Source organism: Pseudomonas sp. MH9.2 (genome assembly GCF_034353875.1).
Taxonomy (GTDB): Bacteria; Pseudomonadota; Gammaproteobacteria; order Pseudomonadales; family Pseudomonadaceae; genus Aquipseudomonas.
The window spans coordinates 4653963-4670566 of the sequence record NZ_CP133784.1; the positions used below are offsets into that span (position 1 = coordinate 4653963).

General features: G+C 57.4%; 15 protein-coding genes. 5 read left to right on the forward strand and 10 right to left on the reverse strand.

What is annotated here, in order from left to right:
- Positions 1–36 precede the first annotated feature (36 nt).
- From RHM55_RS21435 to arnB, 8 genes are read right to left on the reverse strand one after another with little or no spacing between them, the layout of a single operon-like run.
- Positions 37–1413 (reverse strand): UDP-glucose/GDP-mannose dehydrogenase family protein, encoded by a 1377-nt coding sequence (locus RHM55_RS21435; RefSeq protein WP_322178217.1) that lies wholly within the window; start codon positions 1411–1413, stop codon positions 37–39.
- Positions 1410–1823: a 4-amino-4-deoxy-L-arabinose-phosphoundecaprenol flippase subunit ArnF gene (gene arnF, locus RHM55_RS21440; protein ID WP_322178218.1), complete on the reverse strand. Its 414-nt coding sequence runs from the start codon at positions 1821–1823 to the stop codon at positions 1410–1412. The genes RHM55_RS21435 and arnF overlap by 4 nt, the downstream gene beginning before the upstream one ends.
- Positions 1820–2164, reverse strand: a complete 345-nt coding sequence (gene arnE, locus RHM55_RS21445; RefSeq protein WP_322178219.1) for a 4-amino-4-deoxy-L-arabinose-phosphoundecaprenol flippase subunit ArnE — start codon at positions 2162–2164, stop codon at positions 1820–1822. Before arnE ends, arnF begins: the two co-directional genes overlap by 4 nt.
- Complete coding sequence (arnT, locus tag RHM55_RS21450) at positions 2161–3807, reverse strand: lipid IV(A) 4-amino-4-deoxy-L-arabinosyltransferase (RefSeq protein ID WP_322178220.1); 1647 nt, start codon at positions 3805–3807, stop codon at positions 2161–2163. Before arnT ends, arnE begins: the two co-directional genes overlap by 4 nt.
- Entirely contained in the window at positions 3804–4688 is an 885-nt protein-coding gene (gene arnD / locus RHM55_RS21455; RefSeq protein WP_322178221.1) for a 4-deoxy-4-formamido-L-arabinose-phosphoundecaprenol deformylase, read from the reverse strand. The genes arnT and arnD overlap by 4 nt, the downstream gene beginning before the upstream one ends.
- On the reverse strand, positions 4688–6679 hold the full coding sequence (arnA, locus tag RHM55_RS21460; protein ID WP_322178222.1) for a bifunctional UDP-4-amino-4-deoxy-L-arabinose formyltransferase/UDP-glucuronic acid oxidase ArnA: 1992 nt from the start codon (positions 6677–6679) through the stop codon (positions 4688–4690). Before arnA ends, arnD begins: the two co-directional genes overlap by 1 nt.
- Positions 6676–7692 carry an undecaprenyl-phosphate 4-deoxy-4-formamido-L-arabinose transferase gene (arnC, locus tag RHM55_RS21465; RefSeq protein ID WP_322178223.1) on the reverse strand — a complete coding sequence of 339 codons (1017 nt, stop codon included), beginning with the start codon at positions 7690–7692 and terminating at the stop codon, positions 6676–6678. The genes arnA and arnC overlap by 4 nt, the downstream gene beginning before the upstream one ends.
- A complete protein-coding gene (gene arnB / locus RHM55_RS21470; protein WP_322178224.1) occupies positions 7689–8837 on the reverse strand; it encodes a UDP-4-amino-4-deoxy-L-arabinose aminotransferase in 1149 nt (382 codons plus the stop codon). The genes arnC and arnB overlap by 4 nt, the downstream gene beginning before the upstream one ends.
- 783 nt (positions 8838–9620) lie before the next feature.
- Between arnB and RHM55_RS21475 the strand changes: the two genes are divergently transcribed.
- The 5 genes from RHM55_RS21475 to RHM55_RS21495 all read left to right on the forward strand — a co-directional run bounded on the left by RHM55_RS21475 (position 9621) and on the right by RHM55_RS21495 (position 12485).
- Complete coding sequence (locus RHM55_RS21475) at positions 9621–10355, forward strand: FKBP-type peptidyl-prolyl cis-trans isomerase (protein WP_219061540.1); 735 nt, start codon at positions 9621–9623, stop codon at positions 10353–10355.
- A 371-nt stretch (positions 10356–10726) separates the two neighbouring features.
- The gene (locus RHM55_RS21480) at positions 10727–11179 is read left to right on the forward strand and encodes a YkvA family protein (protein WP_322178225.1); all 453 of its coding nucleotides are present in this window, start codon (positions 10727–10729) and stop codon (positions 11177–11179) included.
- Between the two features lie 144 nt (positions 11180–11323).
- Entirely contained in the window at positions 11324–11662 is a 339-nt protein-coding gene (locus tag RHM55_RS21485) for a helix-turn-helix transcriptional regulator (protein ID WP_322178226.1), read from the forward strand.
- Entirely contained in the window at positions 11659–12024 is a 366-nt protein-coding gene (locus RHM55_RS21490; RefSeq protein ID WP_219061537.1) for a hypothetical protein, read from the forward strand. Before RHM55_RS21485 ends, RHM55_RS21490 begins: the two co-directional genes overlap by 4 nt.
- A complete protein-coding gene (locus tag RHM55_RS21495; RefSeq protein ID WP_322178227.1) occupies positions 12021–12485 on the forward strand; it encodes a sel1 repeat family protein in 465 nt (154 codons plus the stop codon). Before RHM55_RS21490 ends, RHM55_RS21495 begins: the two co-directional genes overlap by 4 nt.
- An 8-nt stretch (positions 12486–12493) precedes the next feature.
- Here RHM55_RS21495 and RHM55_RS21500 read toward each other — a convergent pair whose 3' ends face one another.
- Complete coding sequence (locus RHM55_RS21500) at positions 12494–14266, reverse strand: bifunctional diguanylate cyclase/phosphodiesterase (protein WP_322178228.1); 1773 nt, start codon at positions 14264–14266, stop codon at positions 12494–12496.
- Positions 14267–14410: 144 nt separating this feature from the next.
- The gene (locus RHM55_RS21505; RefSeq protein ID WP_322178229.1) at positions 14411–16489 is read right to left on the reverse strand and encodes a carboxy terminal-processing peptidase; all 2079 of its coding nucleotides are present in this window, start codon (positions 16487–16489) and stop codon (positions 14411–14413) included.
- Positions 16490–16604: the final 115 nt, after the last annotated feature.

Sequence of the window (16604 nt, forward strand, 5' to 3'; positions counted from 1 at the left end):
ATCAGAGCCCGCTAAAGGCAGGCTCCGATCGCTAGGTTACTCGGGCGTGTTGCTGTCGGCGTTCCATTGTTGCTGGGGGATCGGCAGGTTGCGAGAATCGCCACGTCCCATTGGGAAGTAGTGGAAACCCTTGCGTGCCATTCTCTCGGTGTCGTAGAGGTTGCGTCCGTCAAAAATGACCGGTGTTTTGAGACGCTCCTGGATGAGTTTGAAGTCTGGAGCCTTGAACTGTTGCCATTCAGTGCAGATGATCAAGGCATCGGCGCCGCTCAGTGCTGACTCTGGTGTACCCATCAGGGCCAGACGAGGGTGATCGCCATAGATGCGTTGTGTTTCCTGCATGGCTTCTGGGTCATAGGCACGTACATCCGCGCCAGCTTCCCACAATGCTTCCATCAATACGCGACTAGGGGCATCGCGCATGTCGTCGGTATTGGGTTTGAATGCCAGGCCCCACATCGCGAAGGTTTTTCCCTTCAGGTCACCTTTAAAGAAGGCGTTTACACGCTCGAACAGCTTGGTTTTCTGCCGTTGGTTGATGGCTTCCACGGCCTCTAACAGATCGCTTGAGCAATGCGCCTCTTGAGCGCTGTGGATCAAGGCGCGCATGTCTTTGGGGAAGCACGACCCGCCGTAGCCGGCGCCAGGGTAGATGAAGTGATAACCAATGCGTGAGTCTGCACCGATCCCCAGACGCACGGCTTCGATATCGGCGCCGAGGTGCTCGGCCAGTTCGGCGATCTGGTTGATAAAGCTGATCTTGGTCGCCAGCATGCAGTTGGCGGCGTATTTGGTCAGCTCGGCGCTACGCAGATCCATGAAAATGATGCGGTCGTGGTTGCGGTTGAACGGTGCATAGAGATCGCGCATGACCTCGCGTACTTCTTCACGTTCGCAACCGATCACAATGCGGTCTGGTTTACGGCAGTCGGTGACCGCCGAACCCTCTTTAAGGAATTCGGGGTTGGAGACGATATCGAACTCCAATGGGCGTCCGGCCAATGCTTTTTCCGTATGAATGCGCAGGGCGTCGCCGGTGCCCACGGGTACTGTGGACTTTTCGACGAGGATCAGCGGTTCGACGCGATGGCGTGCAACCGCCTCACCTACGGCGAAAACAGCGCTGAGATCTGCTGAGCCGTCATCGCTGGAAGGCGTGCCGACAGCGATGAACAGCACCTGACCGTGCTCGATGGCCAGCTTTTCATCACTGGTGAAATGCAGGCGCTTGCTTTCCAGGTTTTCCCTTACAAGGGCTGCAAGGCCAGGCTCGAAAATGCTGACGTGGCCCTGTTGAAGTTGCTTGACCTTGTTCTCGTCGATGTCCATGCAGATGACATCATGTCCGACTTCAGCCAGAACTGTCGCTTGTACAAGGCCCACATAACCACTACCGAATACGCTGATTTTCATACGGAGTTCCTAGAATTTACTACTGAATTTCGTTGCGAATTGATCGTAATGACGCCCAGGATGACCAAGGTCACCCCCAGTGTTTTTGATACGCTGAAATGCTCGTTGAAGAACGGTAGGCTGGCCGCGAGCAGATAGACTAACGCGTAACTGATACTTAGCAGTGAATAGGCTCGGGCTAGTGGCACGTCTCGCAAAGCCAGAAGCCAGCAAAGCATGGAAAGGGCATAGGCAAGGATCGCGGCGATAACAATACCCGCGGCAAGTGGGTCAATAGTGCCGCTGCCCAGCGCCTCGAGCCACTGAGTGGGGGATGGGAGGCGTGTCATGCTCCAGCGCATCCCGAGTTGTGCAGTGCTAACCAATAGAACACTGCCCATGGCCAAGGCGATACCGCGTTTCAGACTCATGTTTGCCGTCCTAGCAGGACCACGCCCGCAATCACCAATGCGACACCTAGCCAGTGCCGGCTATCGACGGGCTCGTGGAACAAGAATCGAGCCACTAAGGTGATAAGCACGAAGTTCAAGCTTAGCATCGGGTAGGCAATACCTACTTCCAGCCGTTGCAGAACCAGTAACCACAACAACAATCCAGAACCGAGACAGGCGAGCGCCAGCCATAGCCATAGAGAGCGTGCAGCGAGAAGAATGCCGGGGCTTTGCCCGCGCCAGCTCTCCACGGCAAACTTTTGCGCAATCTGGCCGAAACAGCTCAGTAGGCTAGCCGCGAACAAGAGAAGTAGGGTCATGGTTGTGACTGCGAAAAGATCAGTATCACGATATTTCCTTCCTCATAACGCTTGGCGTCTTTGGGGAGTAAGTCGACCTCATGCACTTCGTCTTCGCTTTTCACCCGCATCACGACCCCTACCGATCCTTCGCGTCGAGCCAGAGTTATCCATTGCTGGACATCTTCAAGGCCGACCGTGCGACCGGAGGCGTCTGGGTAGGTCAGGCCATATTTGAGCTCGCCGATGGTGTTGTACAGCGCCACATCGGGGCGTTGTACACGCCACGCCAGGGCAGAGGCAGCGCCGAGATCGTTGCTGAGTAAATGCCGTGCCTGACCCAGTTCCTGCGCGTGGCGGGCGATGAACAGGTCGGGGGTTTTGTTGAAAACCAGGCTGTTGGGCAGGGCCGCTGGCAGCAGAGCGACCACCAGCCAAATGCCGAGCGCAGGTGCGGCCCAGTAGAGCAGGGGTTTGATCGCTTGCAGGGCGTTGGCAATTATCCAGCCGATCAGAGCGGTGGCCACCAATAACACGTGCAGCGGTTCGTTTTCATAGACCGGTTGTTTGAGTTGCACATACACCAACGCGAGCAAGGCGATCACGCCGAGCGTCAGATTGAGCAGCCCATTGATACGCATCGTCCTGCTTTTGGCTTTCTCTATCTGAGCTATCAGCGTGTAACCCATGAGCAATGCCAGCGGCATCAGGCACGGCATGAGGTAGGTAGGCAGTTTGCCTCTGCTCATGCTTAAAAAGGCCAGTGGCAGCAGCATCCAGAGCAGCAGAAAGCCGGTATTTGCCTGATGCTTGGTTCGCCACGCCTGTAGGAACGTTGTCGGCAGCAGTGCAACCCAAGGCAGGCTGGAAGCGACCAGCATCGGCAGGTAGAACCACCAAGGCTGAGAGTGCTGAGCGTCATCACTGGCGAAGCGGCGGATGTGCTCGTGCCAGAAGAAAAAGCTCCAGAAGTCGGGTTCGTGGGTTTGTACTGCCAGTGCCCAGGGCAAGCACACCACAATCGCTACGACGATGGCCAGCGGCCCGTATTTCAGCAACTCACGCACGCGCTTTTGCCAGAGCATGTAGGGCAGTGCGATCAGTGCGGGCAGCAGCCAGGCGAGGAAGCCTTTGGTCATGAACCCCATGCCGCACGCCAAGCCGAGTAAAACCCAGCTGGTCAGTCGTTCCCGGCCAGTGCTGTGGATGGCGAACCAGAGCGCAACCATGCTCAGGTTCACCCATAGGGTGAATTGCGGGTCGAGATTGGCATAGCCAGCCTGACCAGCAATCAAACCGAAACTCATGTAGAGCAGGGCGCAGGCAAAGCTTTTGCGTGGATCGTTCCACAAGCGCTTTGCAATCAGATAGGTCAGCACAACGCTGAGCCCAGTGCTCAGCACCGAGGCAATGCGTACACCGAATAAATTCTCACCGAATACTGCCTGACCGATTGCAATCAGCCAGTAGCCGGCGATGGGCTTTTCAAAGTAACGCAACCCCATGAAATGAGGTGAAATCCAATTGCCGCTGAGGAGTATTTCCTGGCTGATTTGTGCGTAGCGGCTTTCGTCCGGAATCCACAGGCCGTGCGAGGCCAGTGGGAGCAGAAAAGCCAGACAAAAAGCAAGCAGCAGCAAGGGCAGTGCCCAGCGCCGGATCATGCGTGCTGTACTCCCAGCCAACCCTCGCGGCCGCTCAGTGTGCCACGCACCAATTGTCCAGCAGGCAAGCTGCTGGCCTCGGCTGGCAGCAAGTCGCCAAGGGGTTGGAACAAAATATTTCGCAAACGCGCCTGCGCCAGCAATTGACGGAAGTCGTTAGCCATCAGAATCCCTTCTACTTCTGCGTGAATGGTGTAGACATTTAGTCCGGTCGGGTTGAATCGATCAAGAATGAATGCGTTGAAATCGCTGGCACTTAAATCCGGGCCGACGACCTCGTCGAAAGTGGGTAAATCCACCGGGATTTGTGGTGTGCCCAGACTGCCGTCCCCCAACCTTGGCCGAAACAGACTGTGCCCTCGGCAGTCACTGTTGTAGCGAAAACCGAATGATTCCTTGGCTTGAACGATGCGCTCATCGGCCCGCCAACCGGCGGAAGCAGAACACTCAACGGCCTGGCCGGTGATATCGCTGAGACAGTCCACGCCTCGGCGAATCTGCTCGATCAACTCCGCTTCGCTCCATCGTCCGGCATTGGCTTGCCAGCCATGGTGATCCCAGGCGTGCAGGCCGACTTCATGACCCGCATCCAGGGTTTGCCGCATCAAATGGCCAAGATCACGCCCGATGGGTTTACCCGGCCATGCGGTCCCGGCCACCAGAATGTCCCAGCCATAAAGACTGGCTGCACGTGAGCGCAGCATTTTCCAGAGGAACTGGGGGCGGAAGAGACGCCATAAATGGCGCCCCATGTTGTCCGGACCCACACTGAAAAAAAAGGTCGCTTTTACCTGCGCCTCATCGAGCATTTCCAGTAGCCGAGGCACCCCCTCCCGGGTGCCACGATAGGTGTCTACATCGATGCGTAGTCCTGCCTGCATTAGCGTTTATCCGCGATTTCGAGCATTGCTTCACGCAGGAAGAAGTCGAGGGTCTTGCCGATGGTTTCGCTCAGTTCGATGGTTGGGGTCCAGTCGATCAGGCGGCGAGCGTTATCGATGCTTGGCTTGCGGTGGGTCACGTCCTGATAGCCGGTGCCATAGAACGACTGGCTTTCGACGTCACGGAAACCGGCGAAAGGAGGGAAGTTCGAGCGCAGTGGGTGAGCTTCGAACTGACGCAGCAGTTCTTCGCCCAGCTGGCGGATGCTGGCTTCGTTGTCCGGGTTGCCGATGTTGATGATCTGGCCGTTGCACTTGTCATCGCGGTTTTCGATGATGCGTGCCAGGGCTTCGATGCCGTCAGCCACGTCGGTGAAGCAGCGTTTTTGTGCGCCGCCGTCGACCAGACGAATCGGGGTGCCTTCCACCAGGTGCAGGATCAGTTGGGTGATGGCACGCGAGCTGCCGATTCGCGCCGAGTCCAGACGGTCCAGGCGTGGGCCCATCCAGTTGAACGGACGGAACAGGGTGAAGCGCAGGCCTTTCTGACCATAAGCCCAGATTACCCGGTCGAGCAATTGCTTGGAGACCGAGTAGATCCAGCGCTGCTTGTTGATCGGGCCGACGATGAGGTTCGAGGTGTCTTCGTCGAAATTCGGGTCGGTACACATCCCGTACACTTCGGAGGTCGACGGGAAGATCACGCGCTTGTTGTATTTCACGCAGTAACGCACGGTCTTCAGGTTTTCTTCGAAGTCGAGTTCGAACACGCGCAGCGGGTTGCGGGTGTATTCGATCGGGGTGGCGATGGCCACCAGCGGCAGCACGACATCACATTTTTTGATGTGATATTCGATCCACTCGGAGTGGATGCTGATGTCGCCTTCGACGAAGTGGAAGTTCGGGTGGCTGCGCAGGCGGTCGATGGCGTCGGAACCGATGTCCATGCCATAGATTTCGTAGCGGTCGTCTTGCAGCAGGCGCTCGGACAGGTGGTTACCGATAAAGCCGTTGACGCCGAGGATCAGAACACGGGTGCGACGCACGGCACGTGCCGACTCGCTGCCGACCATGCGCGAGCCTTCGACCAGACCCAGTTCGCGGGCCAGTTGCGGGCCGCTGAGGTAGAGCCCGGCGTCGCCACGCTGACCGGCGGTGATCACCAGGGAGTCTTCGCCACAGGCGATGCGCAGGGGATCGGAACTGATCACTCGGCCTGGGGCGATGCCTTCATTGCCGGCAACGACGTCGGCGCTCCAGACGATCAGTTTGTGTTCGCCAACCGGGCAGAAAGCACCAGGGTAAGGCTGGGTCACGGCGCGCACCAGGTTGAACAGCTGTTCGGCCGGGCGCTTCCAGTCCAGCAGGCCATCGGCCGGGGTGCGGCGTCCGAAGTAGGACGCTTGGGTGTCGTCCTGGGCGGTTTCAGTCAACTTGCCCTGGGCCAGCAGCGGCAATGCGTCGCGCAACAAGTTGGCAGCGGCGTTGCGCAACTTGGTGTGCAGGGTCAGGGCGGTGTCGGCACGTTCGATGGCCACACGCTGTTGAGCCAGGATAGCGCCGGCATCGGCGCGCTTGACCATGCGGTGCAGGGTCACGCCGGTTTCGGTTTCGCCATTCACCAGGACCCAGTTGGCTGGGGCGCGGCCGCGATAATGCGGGAGCAGGGAGCCGTGCAGGTTGAAGGCGCCTTTGCTCGCGCAGGCCAGCAATTGCTCGCCCAGCAGGTGGCGGTAATAAAAGGAGAACAGGTAGTCGACGTTGAGTTTGCTGATCCGCTCAATCCACAGAGGATGGTTGGCATCTTCCGGGGCGTGCACCGGAATGCCTTTGCGTGCACACAATTGCGCGACGGAACCGTAGAAGGTGTTTTCCTTCGGGTCGTCGGCATGGGTAAACACGGCAGCGATTTCATAGCCTGCGTTGAGCAAGGCTTCGATGCCAGCACAACCAATATCGTGATAGGCAAAGACGACAGCTTTAGGATTCATAACGTGACCTGAGTGGAAGATGAAGACGGGTGTGAGCTGTTAGCATTTACAGCGGACGTCGCGGACGGGCTGCGCAGCACTTTTTCGATGAAAAAACGCGGGCGGGCCCGGACATCGCTGTACATGCGGCCCAGGTATTCGCCCAACAGTCCCATGCCGATGAACTGGCCGCCGGTGAACACGAACAGCACAGCAAACAAAACAAAGGTGCCGTGGCCAGCCCAGGTGGCGCCGAAAATCAGGCGCAAACCGATGAGCAACACGGCGAACAGCACGCCGAGAAAGGCCATGCTGAAGCCGAGGATGCTCAGCAGGCGCAAGGGCGTGGTGGTCATGCAGGTGATCAAGTCGAACATCAGGTTGATCAGGCGCATCGGGCTGTATTTCGAATCACCATGTTCGCGCTCGGCGTGCGGGACGAGCACCTCGGTGGTGTGGCGGGCGAAGCTGTTGGCCAGAATCGGGATGAACGTACTGCGCTCGCGGCAGGCCAGCATGGCGTCGACGATCGTGCGTCGATACGCCCGCAGCATGCAGCCATAGTCGCTCATGGCCACGCCGGTGGAGCGTTGCACGGCCAGATTGATCAAGCGCGACGGCCAACGACGCCAGGCTGAATCCTGACGGTTGTTGCGCACGGTGCCCACCACGTCGTAGCCGAGCTCGGCCTGGGCAACCAGGCGCGGAATTTCTTCCGGCGGGTTTTGCAGGTCGGCGTCCAGAGTGATGACGACATCGCCTTTGCATTGCTCGAAGCCGGCCATGATGGCCGCGTGCTGGCCATAGTTGCGATTGAGGATCACCGCGACAATGGAGCTGCCTTCACGCTCCGAGGCGTCCTGAAGGATTTGCGCAGAGTTGTCGCGGCTGCCGTCGTCGACCAAAACGATTTCGAATTCATGGTGCAACTGTGCACAGGCCGCTTCGGTGCGGCGCAACAACTCAGGCAGGCTCTGCTCTTCGTTGTAGACCGGGATGACGATCGAAACGCACTGAATCGGATAAGGTTTCACAGGCTTCGTTCCAGAGTGGTTTCAATAGCACACGCAACGCGCTCGACGTCGTCGAGGGTCATGTCGGGAAACAGCGGGATCGAGCACAGGCGTGCCGAGTTCCATTCGGTGTTGGGCAACTGGACCGACGGGAACTGCTTGCGGTAATAGGTGTGCAGGTGGGTGGCGATAAAATGAATGCCGGTGCCAATGTTCTGCTCCTGCAAGCCTTTCATGAACGCCTCGCGGTCCAGGCCACAGCGCTCGGCATCGATGCGCAGAATGAACAGGTGCCAGGCGTGCTGCTGCGGATAGCTTGGCAGCAGAAGCGGCTGGACCGGCAAGTCTGCCAGGCGCTTGAGGTAGGCTTGGGCCAGGACCTCGCGCTTGGCATTGATCTCGTCGAGGCGCTTGAGCTGCACCAGGGCAATGGCGGCGTTCATGTCGGCCAGGTTGTACTTGAACCCTGGCTCAATGACCATCGCCTGCGGTTTGCGGCCATGGGTCATGCGGTCGTAGGCGTCCACGCCGAGCCCGTGAAACTTGAGCATGCGGACCCGGTTGGCGAGGTTCTCGTCATCGCTGACGAACATCGCACCTTCGGCGCAGGTCATGTTTTTGATCGCGTGGAACGAGAAAATGGCAGTGCCTTGCGCGCCGACCGCACGTCCCCGGTAAAGAGTGCCCGCTGCGTGAGCGGCATCTTCGATCACCATGATGCCGTGACGCTCGGCCAGTGCGTAGAGGGGGTCCAGATCAAAGGCGGCCCCGGCGTAATGCACCGGGATGATGGCTTTGGTACGCGGGGTGATGGCGGCTTCGATGGCGGCGAGGTCAGTCATCAGGGTATCGCGGTCGACGTCCACGAAAACCGGGGTCGCGCCGAGCAGGCAGATCATGTTGGCGGTGGACACCCAGGTTTGCGACGGGGTAATCACCTCATCGCCAGGGCCAATGCCCAGGGCGAGCAACGTGACATGCATCGCGCCGGTGGCGGACGAGAGCGCGACGGCGTGACGACAGCCCACGCGTTCGGCAAATTGCTGTTCAAGCTCCTGGTTTTTCGGGCCTGTGGTAATCCAGCCGGAGCGTAAAACCTGCTCGACGGCGGCAATTTCTTCGTCACCGATACTCGGGCGGGAAAAGGGGAGAAAGCTCTGGCTCATGGTATTCCTACGTGGGCAGCGTGTCTTTTGTACATATACTAACAACTTATGCAGAAAGCCGAACTCTGCATTTACTTCATTGAAATCGCTTGCACGCTCATCAGACGTAGCTGGGGAGCACCCAGCGGGCGAGCGTGGATTTAGAAGCGTGCTTGCGGTCGAGGTATGTACACACGTCTATCACGTCATCAAGTTGCTTTTGAAGGTGGGATTTCCGCAAAGTCACTCAGCAACATCTACTCGTAGTGCCAAGCGCAAAGATAATAGATTCCCCAAGACTAACGGTATGAAATCAGTGAGTTTTTTGCAAGAAATATCGGCTTACAAATGCAGGGTCGAGTTTGCTCCTCATGGCGTTGGTCCGCATGCGCATGGAATCTTCATTCCTGGATCATCGGGGTTATGTAAGTGCAATTGCTTTTTATTCAGTACTGACTGTCAGTCCTGAGCATTCATTGTGTCCAGTGCTGTTGTGTTCTTGAGGTGAGTCGACACAGGGCCAAGTCGGGGCGGGTCTTATTTGAATAAAACCCGCTATGAACAACGCCCTGTTCAGCGTTTCGTCCAGGTTGTAGGTCTCGAAAAAAATCAGGCTCGGCGAATAGGCTCTTGCTGCGCAGCTGAACCAATGCTGTACGACATGCACTCGGTGCAAGAAAACGTTTGGATACCTGAACTTATCTGACTTTTCTGCCTCTCATGCCGGTAGCCATTGATCGCGGCAGCCTGATAAGCTCGCGGCTTTACTCGTTTGCCCTATTGGCGCATGAACAAGGAATTAGTATGAAACAGCATCGGTTGGCGGCGGCGGTAGCCCTGGTAGGTCTGGTACTCGCGGGTTGTGACTCGCATACCAACGTAGAGCTGAAAACCCCGGCGCAAAAAGCTTCTTACGGTATCGGCTTGAACATGGGCAAAAGCCTGGCTCAGGAAGGTATGGATGATCTGGACTCCAAAGCGGTAGCCCAAGGCATCGAAGACGCCGTCGGCAAAAAAGAACAGAAGCTCAAGGATGATGAGCTGGTCGAAGCCTTTGCTGCCCTGCAAAAGCGGGCTGAAGAGCGTATGGCCAAAATGAGCGAAGAGTCGGCAGCCGCCGGCAAGAAATTCCTGGCAGAGAACGGCAAGCGTAAAGAAGTGACCACCACCGCTTCCGGTCTGCAATACGAAATCATCAAGAAAGCCGATGGCCCTCAGCCTAAGCCGACCGACGTAGTGACTGTTCACTACGAAGGCAAGCTAACTGACGGCAAAGTCTTCGACAGCTCCGTTGAACGCGGCAGCCCGATTGATCTGCCGGTAAGCGGCGTGATCCCTGGCTGGGTTGAAGGCCTGCAACTGATGCACGTTGGCGAGAAAATCAAACTCTACATCCCTAGTGACCTGGCTTACGGCGCGCAAAGCCCAAGCCCGACGATCCCTGCCAACTCCGTTCTGGTCTTCGATCTGGAACTGTTGGCTATCAAGGATCCTGCCGCTGCAGCAGCAGAAGCTCCTGAAGAGCCAGCCGCCAAGTAATTGAGCGCACTGGTTTGAGCACAACGCCCCGCTTTGACGGGGCGTTGTTGTTTGTGGCGTTTGGACGCGAACGGATCCCCTCTGACGCAGTCGTAATACCATTAGCGGACTGACTATTGCTGGCAGATTGTAGGACGATCGATTGCGACCCCCTGCAATGCGGTGGGGGTAACTTCAGTCAGGCCCCAAGTCAACGAATTTGTCGTATTTTTAATGTGAGTAAAAAACGCCCGATTTGAGCCAAAGCCCTACAGCGCGGGCGTCTCAGGCCTGAAAACAGGCTCTGTTCACAAGGTTATCCACAACTTGTGTGGATAACATTTTGTGCAGCATAGTGGTGACACCTGTTGCAACCTCCGTTGGGAGCGATCATGAAAACACCTTGGAATTTGATTCGTTTTTTACCCATGGCTCAGCGCTTGCTCAGTCGTGGGCGTTTGCCAGCCTTGATCTTTGCTGTTGCACGCAAGGGCGCCAGGCAGGGTGACCGTTTGGGTAAGCTCAAGGATGACCTGCGCTTGCTGCAGGCCCTGTGCCTGGCCTATTGGCGCGGTGAGTACCGAGCTGTCAGCCCCAAGGCGATGCTCTCGGTGGTGGCGGGGTTGATGTATTTCCTCAGCCCGTTCGATGCCGTGCCGGACTGGATACCCGGGATCGGCATGCTCGATGACATCGCAGTGCTGGCTTGGGTCATGAAAAGCCTGGAAAGTGAGCTGAATGCCTTTCGAGCGTGGCGAGCCAGGCAGGCACCGGAGAAACTTGTCGTCGTCGAACGATTGCCCGCAACACCGGAGCTCCTGGTGCTAGAGCATCGCAAACCCTGAAGCGCCCGGATTTATGGGGGTTATCGTTGTCTTGAGCGGTCGCTTGTCGATTCAGAGGACGCAAGGTGCCTCTGTCCGCTGTTAAGATATCAACACAGGGAAAAAGCCTACTCGCAAAGTGTTGTAGTCCTACAGGGGGTTTGTATGGATCTTCAGATAATTACACGTGATGGAGAGCCAGAGTACGCAGTTTTGCCTTGGGCTCAGTATCAGGCTCTGCTCAAAGCGGCCGGGATCTCGGACACAACCGTTCAACACTCGCCGCAACCGCCTGAGGTCGCGCCTGTCGATCATCCCGGCTTTGATCAGTTGGGTGCCTTGCGCGCCGCCAAAGGCCTGGAAGTTGCGCAGTTGGCGCGTGCAGTCGGGATAAGTCCGTCGTATCTGGACTTGATCGAAAGTGGCGAGCGATTGCCGGATGCGGCCATTCGCCGAAGCCTGGCCTGGGAATTGGGTGTCCCTGGCTGGGGGGGTGAGTCATGAGTGTGCGCATCAGCCGTCTGCACTGGGAAGGGCTGTTGACTGAGCTGGATCAGGCGCGCCGGCAACGGCATCTATTGACCTACCGTGCTTTACTCGAGCGGTTGCAACTTCCCAGCCCCGCGATGCTTACCCTTACTGCCGCACTTGAACACTTGGCAGCGTTGGATGCTCGCGCCGAACAGCCGTTGCGTAGTTCGTTGGTGATCAGTCAGGGCGCGAGTCGTTTGCCGCGTACTGGCTTCTTTGAATGCGTCGAACGGCTTGGGCGATTCTCGGGCCCTTCCGACGGCGTAGCCGCAGCGTCATGGCATGCTTCTGAAGTGGCGCGGGTCTTTGAATACAGCTATCCGGAGAGCGTGTGAATCCAAGTCTGTGGCGTTTACGAGCACGATTGAGCTACTTGCTGGCTCGGCGGTTATTCCATTGGTCGTGGTTCGTGCAACAACCTCGAGGCTGGCAATGGCTCGAAGGTCAATTCTCGCGTATGGCGAATCTGGGAGATGTTGGCGCTCAGAGCTTCTACGGCCATATCCTGACGTTTCGCGGTCAAGGTTTGGGTGCTCGCGAGGAAGGCGTGCGTCTGTTGCGTCTGGCCGCGTTGGGGGGTGATGGCAAGTCGGCTTACCAGCTCGGCGTGTTGAGCCTGGCGGGTGACACACGCAAGGCCCCTGATGCTGTCGATGCCGCTCAATGGTGGGGCATGGCAGTCGAGGCCAGGCATCCACTGGCGGCCATCAAACTGTCGCAGTTGTACCAACAGGGCGGCCCCGGCTTACCCCCCGATCTGGATCGTGCCAAAGCGTTTCAGGCCCATACCCGGTAGTTGGGTATTTAGCGTGCCAAAAATGCTTCGCAGTCCAGTGTGTCGATGACGTGCACGCTGGGGCCTGCAACGTTCTTTGCGTGGTGCTTGGCTTGTGACGCCATTTCTGCGAGTTGACTGGCATCCAGATCTGCACAGGCATCGGGGTGCAGGTGGACGACGCCTATGGACAGCGATAACAGTGGGAAGTCCTGGCGCTGACCCTGACGATTGAGGGCAGTGAAACAGCTCGACTCCAGATGCTCGGCTCGATAGAAGCGCCGGCACTGATTCTGAAAGTCCTCTAGCAAAAGATTCAGGCGTTTGCGCCAGTCTTCGGAACCTAGGACCATCAAGAAATCATCACCGCCAATGTGTCCGACAAAGTCGCGGCTCGGGTCGATCCGGTCGTTCAGGCACTGCGCCAGGCAGAGCAATACTTCGTCGCCACGTCCGTAGCCGTAGATATCGTTGAACGGTTTGAAACTGTCGATATCCACGTAGCAGATCATTGACTCATGGCCCTGTTGCAGCAAGCGGGTCAGGCATTGCTGGATCGGCACGTTTCCGGGCAACAAAGTCAGCGGGTTAGCGTAGCGAGCTTGCTGTATTTTCAGTTCAGTGATCAGTTTCAGCACGTCAATCACCCGCCCAAGACCCAGGTAGCAGCCATTGAGGGTGATGATGAAATCCTCTTCGATACGCTGCCGGGCGCGACTGGTCAGCAGGCGACTGACCTGCTGCAAGGACTGGTTCAGCTCGACAGCAAGAAAGTCGTCGCTCATCAGGCGGCTGATCGGTTTGCGCGCGAACAGGTCGGTAGCGAAAGGTTTTAGCAGAGCCTCGGACAATGAGTGCCGATGCACGATGCCGCAAGGTTGCGACTGCTCGTCCAGCACTGCCAGGGAGTTGAGGTTGGCTTGTTTGCGAAAGTACTCAAGGACGGCGGCGGTCGCTGTGGACTGATTGACTGCGGGTTGTTCGTTGAGCAGAGCGCTCAGGTCACAGGCGTCTTCGTTCAACGCCGGTACCGTTGGGTCGAGCTTGGGTAACAGCGCGCGGGCGTCACGCGGAGGATGTTCTTGCGGGCGACAGAGCAGATAGCCCTGAACCAGATCCACGCCCATGTCGATCAGCACTGCGAGCTCTTCCGGCAGTTCAATGCCTTCAGCGATCACAATCGCTCTGGAGGCCTTGGCCATCTGCAGCATGGAACCGACGAACTCGCGCTTGACGGCATCCTGATGAATACCGTCGATAAAGTGTCGATCAATTTTTACGTAGTCCGGGCGCAACTCCGACCACAGGCGTAGGCTGGAATATCCCGCACCCAGGTCGTCCATGGCGATGGAAAAGCCCATATCCCGGTAGTGATGCAGTGCGTTGTACAGCAGCTCGAAATCTTCAGTGGGTGTCTGCTCGGTCAGCTCGATCACCACCTGGCTGGGAGAAATGCCGTAGGCGTTCAGCAACTCCAGGGTACGACCTGGCGGGTGAGCTGGTTCCAGCAGCGACTCGGGTGAAACGTTGAGGAACAGCTTGCCCTCAAGTTTCTGTTCGCTGAAACGCCGACAGGCACATTCGCGCGCAGCCAGTTCCAGCTCGCTGAGCCGCCCAGCTTGGCGGGCCACTGCGAATAAGCTGATGGGCGAATGCAGGGGACTGTTGGACGGGCCTCGGGTCAAGGCTTCATAGCCGAGAATCCGGCGGTCCGACAGCGACAATATCGGTTGGAACAAGCTGTGCAAATCGCGGTGAGCCAGAATTGAACTCAGTGCGCTCAGCTGTTCAGTGACGGTCATGGTGATCTCTGCGCAAAAAAAAAGGGGCTAAGCGCAATAGCGCTCAGCCCCTCTATTTCACGACAGATTGATGACTGTTTGATGACTGAATGCCACTAGAGAGCACTAAATGGCCAGCATTTTACGATCATCCGTCCTGCCTTTTTACTTTTTTGCGATAGCGGCGTTCAAACTCAGGTAGTCGAGCAGGATGCGCCCGGTTTCGGCCAGGTAGGCGTCATCCTCGGGTTTGGTCTTGTCTTCTGCTGGTAGCGCGTCCTCATCTTCTTTCTTCAGCTCTTTGAGCGGCTCTTCACCTTTGGCCTTGCGGCGGGTGTTTTCCAGAGCCAGCTGCTTGCCTTCGATGTCGGTGTGTTGAGCGCGACGCTCGGCTTCGTTGAGGCTAACCGTTTTCTCTGCCATCAGCTTTTGCGCCAAGAGCAAGCGGTTCTCGATGAAGACGAACTCCGGGTCCTTCGACGAGCGCTCATCATGCCGCGTCTTGAGTTGCGCGAGGAACGGCTTGAACGGATCGACGACAGGCTTGATGGCCGGTCTGATGGTGTCGTACGACATGGCTTCGGGCAGCGCGCTCTCGCCGATTTCTTTGGTGTCGATGATCGACGGGTACGCGATGTCTGGCAGTACACCCTGGTGCTGGGTGCTCTGGCCGGAAACCCGGTAGAACTTGGCCAGCGTCAGTTTCAGTTCGCCATGGTTGAGCGGCTGAATGGTTTGTACGGTGCCTTTACCGAAGGTCTGGCCACCGATGATCAACGCGCGGTGATAGTCCTGCATGGCGCCGGCGAAAATCTCCGAGGCCGAGGCAGACAGGCGGTTGACCAGCAACGCCATAGGGCCCTTATAGAACGCGCCTTTGGCTTCGTCTTCAAGGACATCGACCTTGCCGTCGCTGTTGCGAACCAGCACGGTAGGGCCTTTGTCGATGAACAGGCTGGTCAATTCCGTGGCTTCCTGCAACGAGCCGCCGCCGTTGTTACGCAGGTCGATGACAACACCATCGACTTTGTCGGCTTGCAGTTCAGTCAGCAGTTTCTTCACGTCACGCGTGGTGCTCTTATATTCCGGGTCGCCAGCACGATAGGCCTTGAAGTCCAGATAGAACGCCGGAATTTCGATGACGCCGAGTTTGTAGTCGTGGCCATCCTGCTTGAGGTTGAGGATCGACTTCTTCGCCGCCTGCTCTTCAAGCTTGACCGCTTCGCGGGTGATCGCGACGATTTTGCTGGTCTGGTCATTAGGCGCATTGCTGGCCGGAATCACTTCCAGGCGCACGACCGAGCCTTTAGGCCCACGAATCAGTTTAACCACCTCGTCCAGACGCCAGCCGATCACGTCGACCATCTCTTTGTCGGCCTGGGCCACGCCAATTATCTTGTCCGCCGGGGCGACTTGCTTGGTTTTGGCGGCAGGGCCAGCCGGTACCAGGCGCACGATTTTGACGTTGTCGTTATCGCTCTGCAACACGGCGCCGATGCCTTCCAGCGACAGGCTCATGTTGATGTCGAAATTTTCCGCGCTGTCAGGCGACAGGTAGTTGGTGTGCGGATCGTAAGACATGGCGAAGGTGTTGATGTAGGCCTGGAACACATCTTCGCTACGGGTCTGCTCCAGACGCGACAGTTGATTCTTGTAGCGCTTGGTCAGCAGCTCTTGAATCGCTTTGGGTTCTTTGCCGGCAATTCTCAACCGCAAGACTTCATCCTTGACGCGTTTGCGCCACAGATCGTCCAGTTCGGCAGTAGTCTTGGCCCACGGGGCATCCTTGCGCTCTACGAGCAAGGTTTCCTGGGTGGTGAAATCGAACTTGCCGACGCCCTTGTCCAGTTCTGCCAAGGCAAAATTCAGGCGCGATTTGACGCGATCCAGATAGCGCTTGTAGATGGTGAAGCCGGGATTCAGGTCGCCGCTCTTGAGAAAATCGTCGAACTGCGTGCGCCACTTGTCGAATTCGGTAATATCACCGGCCATGAAGTAGCTACGGGACGGGTCCAGCAGCTTCAGATAGCTTTCGTAGATGATGACCGAACGCTTATCGTCCAGCGGCGGCTTGCTGTAGTGATGCCTTTTGAGCAACTCTACAACGTTAAGACTGGCAATGACCTCTTCGCGATCTGGCTGAAGGTTATCCCAGCTATTGGCTGCGAACGTATTGGCGGACAGCGGCAACACGCTGAGGCCAATGAAAAAGGCAAGCGCGGTGCTGGGGAAAAAATGCTTCATGCTGATTCGACGCGGGGACAATTGATAACGCATATTAGGCCGTCTTTGAAGTCGCCGGTTCCGTCGGATCCGGTCGCATAATGCAAAAAGCCCGTGCGTCTATAGCACCGGCTCA

Excerpts from the sequence above, each read along its gene's own strand:
- RHM55_RS21485 (WP_322178226.1), top strand. The coding sequence starts at position 11,324 with ATGGATCTTCAGATAATTACACGTGATGGAGAGCCAGAGTACGCAGTT.
- RHM55_RS21480 (WP_322178225.1), top strand. The coding sequence starts at position 10,727 with ATGAAAACACCTTGGAATTTGATTCGTTTTTTACCCATGGCTCAGCGC.
- arnB (WP_322178224.1), bottom strand. The coding sequence starts at position 8,837 with ATGAGCCAGAGCTTTCTCCCCTTTTCCCGCCCGAGTATCGGTGACGAA.
- arnA (WP_322178222.1), bottom strand. The coding sequence starts at position 6,679 with ATGAATCCTAAAGCTGTCGTCTTTGCCTATCACGATATTGGTTGTGCT.
- RHM55_RS21475 (WP_219061540.1), top strand. The coding sequence starts at position 9,621 with ATGAAACAGCATCGGTTGGCGGCGGCGGTAGCCCTGGTAGGTCTGGTA.
- arnE (WP_322178219.1), bottom strand. The coding sequence starts at position 2,164 with ATGACCCTACTTCTCTTGTTCGCGGCTAGCCTACTGAGCTGTTTCGGC.
- RHM55_RS21435 (WP_322178217.1), bottom strand. The coding sequence starts at position 1,413 with ATGAAAATCAGCGTATTCGGTAGTGGTTATGTGGGCCTTGTACAAGCG.
- arnD (WP_322178221.1), bottom strand. The coding sequence starts at position 4,688 with ATGCAGGCAGGACTACGCATCGATGTAGACACCTATCGTGGCACCCGG.
- RHM55_RS21500 (WP_322178228.1), bottom strand. The coding sequence starts at position 14,266 with ATGACCGTCACTGAACAGCTGAGCGCACTGAGTTCAATTCTGGCTCAC.
- RHM55_RS21490 (WP_219061537.1), top strand. The coding sequence starts at position 11,659 with ATGAGTGTGCGCATCAGCCGTCTGCACTGGGAAGGGCTGTTGACTGAG.
- RHM55_RS21505 (WP_322178229.1), bottom strand. The coding sequence starts at position 16,489 with ATGAAGCATTTTTTCCCCAGCACCGCGCTTGCCTTTTTCATTGGCCTC.
- arnF (WP_322178218.1), bottom strand. The coding sequence starts at position 1,823 with ATGAGTCTGAAACGCGGTATCGCCTTGGCCATGGGCAGTGTTCTATTG.
- arnT (WP_322178220.1), bottom strand. The coding sequence starts at position 3,807 with ATGATCCGGCGCTGGGCACTGCCCTTGCTGCTGCTTGCTTTTTGTCTG.